Origin of the sequence: Streptomyces rhizosphaerihabitans (assembly GCF_025399795.1) — a bacterium.
Lineage (GTDB): Bacteria > Actinomycetota > Actinomycetes > Streptomycetales > Streptomycetaceae > Streptomyces > Streptomyces rhizosphaerihabitans.
In genome coordinates, this window is record NZ_JAODTZ010000037.1 from 92923 (window position 1) to 99150 (window position 6228).

The 6228-nt window shown below is 66.3% G+C and carries 4 protein-coding genes, 1 tRNA gene and 1 pseudogene; 4 read left to right on the forward strand and 2 right to left on the reverse strand.

Translation table 11 applies throughout. The features are described 5' to 3' along the window. Positions 1 to 10 precede the first annotated feature (10 nt). Positions 11 to 810: pseudogene (locus N4G66_RS30470) on the reverse strand (IS5 family transposase). A 153-nt stretch (positions 811 to 963) separates the two neighbouring features. Here N4G66_RS30470 and N4G66_RS46010 point away from each other — a divergent pair. Continuing rightward, on the forward strand, positions 964 to 1770 hold the full coding sequence (locus N4G66_RS46010) for a transposase domain-containing protein (protein WP_391858911.1): 807 nt from the start codon (positions 964 to 966) through the stop codon (positions 1768 to 1770). Positions 1771 to 1797: 27 nt separating this feature from the next. On the opposite strand, the gene N4G66_RS30480 is transcribed toward N4G66_RS46010, so the two are convergent. Then, the gene (locus tag N4G66_RS30480) at positions 1798 to 3492 is read right to left on the reverse strand and encodes an ISAzo13 family transposase (RefSeq protein ID WP_261707473.1); all 1695 of its coding nucleotides are present in this window, start codon (positions 3490 to 3492) and stop codon (positions 1798 to 1800) included. A gap of 1030 nt (positions 3493 to 4522) precedes the next feature. Between N4G66_RS30480 and N4G66_RS30485 the strand changes: the two genes are divergently transcribed. The 3 genes from N4G66_RS30485 (at position 4523) to N4G66_RS30495 (ending at position 6060) form a co-directional block, all read left to right on the forward strand. Then, positions 4523 to 4708: a hypothetical protein gene (locus N4G66_RS30485; RefSeq protein ID WP_261707474.1), complete on the forward strand. Its 186-nt coding sequence runs from the start codon at positions 4523 to 4525 to the stop codon at positions 4706 to 4708. 829 nt (positions 4709 to 5537) lie between these two features. Further along, entirely contained in the window at positions 5538 to 5705 is a 168-nt protein-coding gene (locus N4G66_RS30490) for a DUF4177 domain-containing protein (protein WP_261707482.1), read from the forward strand. A 280-nt stretch (positions 5706 to 5985) separates the two neighbouring features. After that, a tRNA-Trp gene (locus N4G66_RS30495) sits at positions 5986 to 6060 on the forward strand. The last annotated feature ends 168 nt before the right edge of the window (positions 6061 to 6228 follow it).

Below are 6228 nucleotides of genomic sequence, written 5' to 3' on the forward strand. Positions count from 1 at the left end.
AGAAGTCATCTCATTTGGTGAGTCGGCGGTAGCAGATGAAGGTGCAGGCGATGGCGGCGAAGGCGAGGAAGTGTTCGGCTTTGCGCTCGTAGCGGCGGTGGAGTCGGCGGCAGCCAGCGAGCCAGGCGACGGACCGTTCCACGACCCAGCGGTGGCGGCCCAGGCGGGTGGAGGACTCGATGCCTCGCCGGGCCAGACGATGGGTGATGCCCCGGCTGCGGAGTCATTGCCGCAGGTGGCGGTAGTCGTAGCCCTTGTCACCGTGCAGCTTGCCGGGCCTGCGGCGGCGCGGACCGCGGCGCGAACGGATCGGTGGAATACCCCGCACGAGCGGCTCCAGGCCCTGACTATCGTGCATGTTCGCACCCGAGATGCCGACCGACAGGGGCAGCCCGGTCCGTTCGGTGATCAAGTGGATCTTCGACCCGTACTTGCCGCGATCCACAGGATTCGGACCCGTCAGATCCCCTTTTTCAGGGCCCGCATGTTCACCGAGTCGATCACACAGCGAGACCAGTCCAGCTCCCCGCGGGAACCGAGTTCGTCCAGGACCAGGCGATGGAGCTTCGCCCACACCCGGGCCTTGGACCACTCGGCGAAACGCCGGTGGGCTGTCGCTCCCGAAGGTCCGAACGAGGCAAAGGGCAGCTGCTGCCACGTGCAGCCCGACGTGGCCACGAACACGATCGCGGCCAGCACCTCCCGATCCCCGTGCCGACGCCAGCCGCCTCCCTGAGGTCGACTCGGCGCCTCCGGCACCACCCGCTGGAACAACTCCCACAACTCATCCGGCACCAGCCGCTCAACGATCCCCACACCGGAAGCCTACCGAACACTCCAAATGAGATGACGTCTTAGGGTTTTCGCTGGTCACGCAAGCCCGTTGAGGGATGTCCGACACAGAACAACGGAGCTCGTTGGTACAGGCAGTCGACCAAGACAGCTTGTTCCCGAGGAGCTCCGTTGCCGTTTCATCATGTCCTGTCGGCCCCGGTGGCGGCCAGCACCCGTACGGTCACCGTGGCGGCGGGCCGGTTCGCGCCGGGGCATCTGGGCGAGCTGACAGCCGTCGTGCCGTTCGAGCTGGTCGACGCGATCCTGGAGGAGACGCGGTCGGTGCAGCGGCGACTACGTGATCTCCCGTCGCGGGTCGGGGTGTACTTCCTGCTCGCGATGTATCTGTTCCCCGAGGTCGGATACCGGCTGGTCTGGGACAAGCTGACGGTGGGCCTGGACGGGATCGCGGTGGCCGCTCCGACGCCGAAGGCCCTGCGTGATCTGCGCCGTCGGCTTGGAGTCGCACCGGTGCGGGCACTGTTCGAGGTGCTGGCCGGGCCGCTGGCCCGGCCGACGACACCAGGGGTGCGATTCGGCCCGTTCCGAACGGTGTCGTTCGACGGGTGCAGTTCACAGAAGGTCGCCGACTCCGAACGGAACCGGGTCTGGCTGGGGCGGACGTCTCACCACGGCTATCCGACCCTCGACATCAACGTCCTCGAGCCTGCGCAATCCCGCCCCCAGCTGCCCGCCGTCTCCCGCGACGACCGGCACACCGCCCTCGCCGAGCGCCGCCGTCACCGGATCCTGGCCCTGCTCGAGAAGGACCCCAACCGCCTCTGGCGACCCCGTGACATCGCCTCCCATTTCGGCGACATCACCATGGAGACCATGTATCGACAGCTCTCCCGATGGGCCGAAACCGGCCTCATCCACAAACTGGGCCCCGGCCTCTACGCCGCCACAGCATGGACCCCAACTCCCCTTGCGTGACCAGCGAAAACACTAAGGACTTGCCGATCAATAACTCGCCGTCTTGATCTCCGGTTTGGGGATACCGAGGCGTGCGGTGAGGTCTGCGAGATCGTCGAGGGTGGCCAATCGCGTCTCGGCGGGTTCGATGGCGTGTCCGATGTCGTGGAGGAGTCGGCGGGTTTGGCTGATGGCCCGGTTGAGAGTCACGGGTGTCACGGTGAAGAGCGGGGCGATGACGACCTGGGGGATCTTGAACCTCTGGTAGAGGACGGTGGCCAGGAGTCGGTCGACGAGGGTGAGGCCGGGGCGTCGACCGGTGTAGAGGCCGGCGGCAGGTGTCTTCTGCCGGTCGCCGCCGCGTCGCTGATGGAGGTCTGCTTCCCGCTGAGCCGCGCGGGCCGCTGCCAACTCGGTGACCAGCGAGTCCCACTGCTCGTGCGGGATGCCGGTGAGGGCGGGATGGGTCAGCCAGTCGCGGCCGGGGCCGGCTTCGTTCTGGGGCGGGATCGGAAGGACGCCGTCCCGGCGGTGTTCCTGGGGGTGGAGGGTGTAGTTCCAGTCGCCGTGCCAGTCATGGCGACTCAGTGGCAGGACGTTCAGCTGCCCGTCACTGATGCGGACGCCGGTCTCGTAGAGGGCGGTGTCGAGTTCGGCGCGGACTGTCAGTCCCGTGCGGGTGGTGGTCGCTGCGATGCTGTTCACGATGACTTCATGGCTGGTCAGCGGCCTGCCCCGCCAGTTCATCGTGATATGGGAGAACAGGCGGTGCTCGATTCGGTTCCACTTAGATGTGCCCGGAGGAAAGTGACACACGGTGATCTCCAGGCCCGTCTCGACAGCCAGCGCGGCCAGCTCGAACTTCCAGGCCCGGGTGCGGTAGCCGTTGGAACCGCCCGCGTCCGCAGTGATCAGCAGACGGTGCGAGCGCGGGTAGGTGTCGCGCCCAACCGCGTGCCACCAGCGGCGGACGGAGGCGACGGCGAAGGCCGCGGTATCGTGGTCGGTGCCGACGTTGACCCAGCCCGTGTCCGCGGTCAGGTCGTAGATCCCATATGGGACCGCCTTGCCCAGATCGGCATCGGGAAAGTCGTGGGTGCGAACCCGGACCGGATCACCTTCGCGACGCCACTCGTGGCCGGCGTTTTTGTAGTTGCCGACCAACTCCTTCTTCTTGGTGTCCACGCTGATCACCGGGTCTCCGGCGGCCTGGAAGTCCTTGGCCTGGTCGTTGATATAGGCGAACTGTGCATCGCGGTCCGGGTGTTGGGCACCTTCGATGGTCTTGGCGTTGCCTTGGAGACTGAAACCCTCCTCGCGCAGCACGGCCGCCACGGTGTCCGCCGAGACCCGGTGCCCCTGCCGGGTCAGCTCGGCAGCCAGTTGCCGGGTCGACTTCGTCGTCCAGCGCAGCGGCGACATCGGGTCCCCGCGTGCATCCGGTTCCACCAAGGCCAGCAACGCGGGCCGAAGGCCCGGATCCAGGTCCACCGCACGCTTGCGGCCCCCACCGGACCGGCGCACCCGTCCCAACGGCGCCTCGCCGGAATCCAGTTCTGTCACCCCGCACGACACGGTTCCCTCCCGGACTCCGGCCGCACGAGCGACGAGCCTGATGCCTCCATGGCCCAGCGACCGTGCTTCTGCTCCTATGGCCAGCCGCCGCTGCCGCTCGTCGAGATGCGGGAACAGCGTCGCAAACTTCGCGGCCAGGGCCACCTCGATCCCCTCCGGACTCCCCATACCATGGCAACGAGCCTCGGAGCCGGAAGCGACGGCTTGTTCCCCGGCAAGTCCTAACTACCCGGCCTTGGGTCAAGGCCCCCCCCTTTGGCGATGATGACCCACTACCGACCTGATAAGAATGAGGCCACAGGTTCAAATCCTGTTGGCCCCACCGGTTCGAAGACCCTTGACCCATCCCGGTCGGGGGTCTTCGGCGTTCACGGCCCCTTGTCCACAGGAGGCGGACTGGGTCGGCCGATTCCTGCCGGAAGTGGGCCGACGGCAGACGGGATGGGAGCTGAGGTGGGTGGGCGCGAGTGGGATCATCACGTATGACATTGATGAAGTACATGACAAGCGCCAAGGATGAGCGATGGTGGATACAGGGTCTCGGGCTCACGGCCGCAGCGGTCTGGGCCGGCGCCCGCGCGTTGGGTAACGGGCGACCGCCACTACTTCGGGTGGGCTTCGGCGCAGCGGCGATCTGTTTCCTGGCTGCACTTGCAGGACTCATCATCGACCGAATGCGAGCAGCCAGGCGAGGCCGCAGAGGTTCCGCGGATGACGCTGCCGCGGGCGAGCCGCAAGAGCCTTGATCGATGCGGTTTCGAGGGGGTCGCGGGGTGCCACTTCCGTGCCAGAACGGACGGGGACTCACGGGTAATCGAGGTACGCCAAGGTGCGTACCTCCCCACGCCGCCCAAGGCAGGGATTCCCAGGTCAGACCTGTGATCCCCCAACTTCGCTCCTAAAGTGGTGGTCGGCCGGCAGGGCAGGTGGCTGTACAGCATCGAAGTACAGCCACCATTGCGACCAGACCGACCACCACCGGCCCTGAGCGACCGTCTGACGTGCCCGGCAGACCTCAGTGACCGTCGCGCCCATAGTTCGCACCGAGGGGCGTCGATCCCGGTCGTCGGGTCGCCTCGGCCATTGAAACTGCGCCATCCGAGCGGTAGCGGGCAGCCAGTACCGGGGAGGGAATCAGGCTCGAAGGTCGACGTAGTACGGTTCCGCTCCCATGACCCAACTCACTGGGGAGTTCCGCATGGCCAGCTACGAAGTACACGCCCAAGCCGCGAGCGATCTCTTGGCACCGATCAAGATCGGAAAGCTGGCCTCATATGAAACCCGCGCCCAGGTTGCACAGGTCGAAGCCCTACTGGCACTCGCCGCAGCCGTCGCCGGTCGTCAGACGGGATCGTCATTGCAACCGCCACAGTCCGAGCGTTAGCCGGCTTCGATGTGGATGACGCTCCACGGCTCTACGCCGAGACGGGCCCCAAGTGATCGCGGCTTCCCAAGCTGATGGCTCAGGCAGTGTGCTCACGGGCTGGGCGTCCTAGCTTCCTCTGATCGACGACACCTCAACAGCGTGGCTGAGGCCGGTGGGGGTGCAGCGAGGCACACGCGCGCCTGGTCGGTCAACTGACGCGCTGTTGTGGCGGGCTTTCGTCGGCTGCGGCTGAGAACGGACCGCGACCAAGGTTCCGACCATCCGCCGAACGAAGCCACGCACCGGCAAAGTTGGGGGCCCAGCAGAGCTGTGAGCCGTTGTGCGGCCACCCGTGGGCGAACGCGTGACCCACTCCGTGCACGGCTCCGCCACCGAGCACAGGGCACCGATCCCTCGTTCACTCGTTCGGCACCTTGGGGTGCGCGAGATCATCTGTGTCCACCTAACGTCGCTATGTGTGTCCAATCGCTACGCACAGCGGTTGGCCCTGAGTCCGACGCGACGGTTGAACATCCCTCACCGTTATCCGGACTGCCAGATACCGGCGGGTGGCCACATCCCTTTGACATGGCCCCCTGCGGCGTCCTGGTCCCCAATCACGAGGAGGACTTCCATGGCCCGAATCACTCGCTCGACGCTGGGCCGCTTCCGCCCGCGCCTCCGTTGGTGGTCGCTCAGCGCTGCACTGCTGCTCTCGATAGGCGCGGCGCTGTTGCTGTTGTCACCAGTCGACGGGCAAGCAAAGGCGAAAAGCCCCACGGCGGCCGTGGCCGTCTCAAGTAATGCCATGCCTCTGTCCGCCCACACCGGAGGTGGGATTGCGGAGCTGACGAAGTGGGAGTACGCGACCGTGCCACTGCTGTTGCACGCGACGAAGCAGATCCTGGACAACTTTGGCGAAGACGGCTGGGAACTCGTCCAAGTTGTGCCCGCACCTCCTGGCTCAAACAGCGACAACCCTGTGGCCTACCTGAAGCGGCCGAAGTTCGCATGAAAGCCAACGCGCCTTGACCTGGTGACGGACACGTCCACAGGGCGGGCGTCCTCCGTCGCGCGGCCGTCTCGGTTTCCGTCTCATTCAGCACCGTTCACGGCCGTTCAGACGAGACCCGGAGCCGGGCCCACCTCGGTCGCCAACCGCCCATGAACCCAGGTGAACGCTCCCGAACGACGCCCACCACCCCACCACCACAGTTGGAAAGCGAGCGGGGGTCCTGCCGAAGAGCGCCCGTATGCCTCGCGCATGGCCGGCGGGACTAGGATCCCAGTCGGGCGAAGTTGTAGCGCAGAGGTAGTCGCACGCGGTCTCCAAAATCGCGAGGACGCCGGTTCGAATCCGGTCGGCTTCGTCCGCCCCAGCTGCGGCGTCCATGTACACGTCCCAACGGTCGCCTTTCGTTAGAGTTCGCCGCATGATCAGCGATGTCCTGGCCTGTCCTGAGTGCAGCCAGCCGATGAGGTCTGGTGGACTCGTGCTCTCCAAGCGCGAGGACGACGGTCGGCGGACCTGCCGATCA

Coding starts and splice junctions, on each gene's coding strand:
- N4G66_RS30480 (WP_261707473.1), bottom strand. CDS start 3,492: ATGGGGAGTCCGGAGGGGATCGAGGTGGCCCTGGCCGCGAAGTTTGCG.
- N4G66_RS30485 (WP_261707474.1), top strand. CDS start 4,523: ATGGCCAGCTACGAAGTACACGCCCAAGCCGCGAGCGATCTCTTGGCA.